Annotated in this window: 2 protein-coding genes and 1 pseudogene; all 3 read left to right on the forward strand. The window is 36.1% G+C overall.

The features are described from left to right. A partial coding sequence (locus ACQV2S_RS08665) for a LysM peptidoglycan-binding domain-containing protein (RefSeq protein ID WP_428885405.1) occupies positions 1–1336 on the forward strand: 1336 nt, incomplete at its 5' end. A gap of 301 nt (positions 1337–1637) precedes the next feature. Continuing rightward, positions 1638–1718: pseudogene (locus tag ACQV2S_RS08670) on the forward strand (LysM peptidoglycan-binding domain-containing protein); the annotation flags it as partial. Between the two features lie 334 nt (positions 1719–2052). Further along, complete coding sequence (locus ACQV2S_RS08675) at positions 2053–2205, forward strand: N-acetylmuramoyl-L-alanine amidase (protein WP_428874479.1); 153 nt, start codon at positions 2053–2055, stop codon at positions 2203–2205. The last annotated feature ends 175 nt before the right edge of the window (positions 2206–2380 follow it).

A 2380-nucleotide genomic window follows, 5' to 3' on the forward strand; every position in this document is an offset into this window, starting at 1 on the left:
AAAACCAAGCACACCGACAGTAAGCAAAACTTATACGGTAAAACGAGGCGATTGGCTAAGCAAAATAGCTAATATGCATGGGATTACGGTTGCGCAATTGAAGTCTTGGAATAATCTAAGAAGTGACTTAATTCATCCAGGCAATGTTTTGATTGTGGCAAAAGGTGAAGCATCAAGTCCAGCACCAACACCAGAAAAGCCGGCTGAACCAACACCAGAAAAACCAAGCACACCGACAGTAAGCAAAACTTATACGGTAAAACGAGGCGATTGGTTAGCAAAAATAGCTGAGATGCATGGGATTACGGTTGCACAATTGAAGTCTTGGAATAATTTAAAATCAAATTATATTTACACAGGGGATATTTTATATGTTTCTCAACCAAATTTAACATCGAATCTGAATCCCTCCAAGCCAGATAGTAATACTCAAGTTGCAGTAAAAACTTATGTCGTTCAAAATGGCGATTCTTTATATTCAGTCGCTAAAAAATTTGGAGTCTCTGTTTCCAATTTAAAGAAATGGAATGAAATGACTTCCAATACTCTTTATGCTGGATATACTTTAATAGTGAATAATGCCCAACCTGCCTCTCCGATTGTACAAATTGAAGATCAAGGTAAACAATATAGGGAAAATCAATCAGTAAAGCATACACCTTATGAGTACAGTTACCACATTGTTCAAGAGGGAGATAGTATAGAAACAATTTCTTGGCAGCATGAAATGAAAGTTAGCGAATTGAAAAAAATTAATAATTTAACTTCTAATCGCTTAAGTGTCGGTCAAAAAATTCTTATTTCTAAAGTCCCAACTCAAGAAAAAGTTAATGTTGAACCGAATGAGGTAAGTAATGCCAATGTTGAGCGTTTATTAGATATTGCAAGAAGTTATCTGGGAGTTCCTAAATACTCACCCGAACATCGTGCGTTAGTCGATGCTTATAATCGGATTTATCCAAAACCGGTTGGTTACAGCTTGACGTATGATGATGATTGGTGTGATGCTTTTGTAACTCACATCGCAGATGAGGCCGGCCTTTCTCACTTAACTGGGCGAGAAGTAGGTGTTGAACGTCATAAAAACATTGTGAAGAATAAAGGAATTTGGATGGGGCTTACCAAGCCCAAGGCTGGAGATATTGTCTTCTTCAACTGGGATGGTTATCGTAACGGTTGGGGGCATCATATTGGAATCGTAGAGTCTTATAATAATGGATTAATTACAACTTTCGAAGGAAATACCAGAGTGAATGATTCCAAACTAATGGTCGCTCGCAAAGAGTTTGCATGGGATAGTATCTACATTCAAGGTTATGGACGTCCACGTTATTAAACATAAACTATTAAAAAGGTTGAACGTTGATAGACGTCCAACCTTTTTTACTTTGAATGACTATTATTACAATCTTTGAGAAGCTATTAAGATTATATTTCAATTTTAGATATATGTTTCTTCATTTATAATTGAATTGCAAAACATTCAATTAAATTATAAATGAAGAACTCCTAATGAAAGGTAATTTGTTGAAATCAAGTATAATAACTATTTCTATGTCAGCACTTGCTGCCGTTTCAGTCTCAAGTCTTGCGCCCAACAATTCCATCTATGCTCAAGAAAGCAATGTTTTATACGGAGCTACACAGTAAAAGCGGGTGATGCCAAATATCGCATTGCAATTAACCATGGCATGACGATGGATGAATTGGAAGAGTAAAATGGCTTAATAAGTAATTTAATCCATCCAGGTGATGTCTTAAAGGTACGCATTAAAGACAAGAAAGAACTTGAAAATAATCCAGTAGAAGAAGCAGAGACTAAAAACCTAGAGGATAATTCGAGACCTTTAGCTGATGAAATTGCAACAATCGGTCAATCAATAATCTGTGTATCTAAGGCGAAAACCTATATTGTTCGTCGAGGTGATCGGTTAGGCAAAATAGCTAATATGCACGCTTTATCATGATCGCTCTGTAGATGTCCCAAGATATTCAACTCTACCATATCATACCAATGAAAAGATCGTTGAAGGCAAGCGCTTAGCTGATAGTATTCAGAACTCATTAGTAGCTACAATTGGGGGGCTAGCTAGTCAAGGAATACACCCTCAAAACCTTCACGTGACACCTACTACAGACATGCCTGCAGCTTTAGTGGATCTTGGCTTTATGGATAATCCTACCGAATTGAAAAAAACTGACTGATTCCGTTTATCAAGCTAAATTAGTTGAGGGATTGATTAATGGTATTAATACTTACTTTAATGACTAAATAAAAATAAGACTTTGCAAATCATATTTGATTTTGCGAAGTCTTTTTATTTTAAAAGGGGCTGTATCATAAGTCTCAAACCGAAAAACCACTATAAACGTTGTTTAA

Source organism: Facklamia sp. P13064, from assembly GCF_050409425.1.
In the GTDB taxonomy this organism is placed as follows: domain Bacteria; phylum Bacillota; class Bacilli; order Lactobacillales; family Aerococcaceae; genus Facklamia.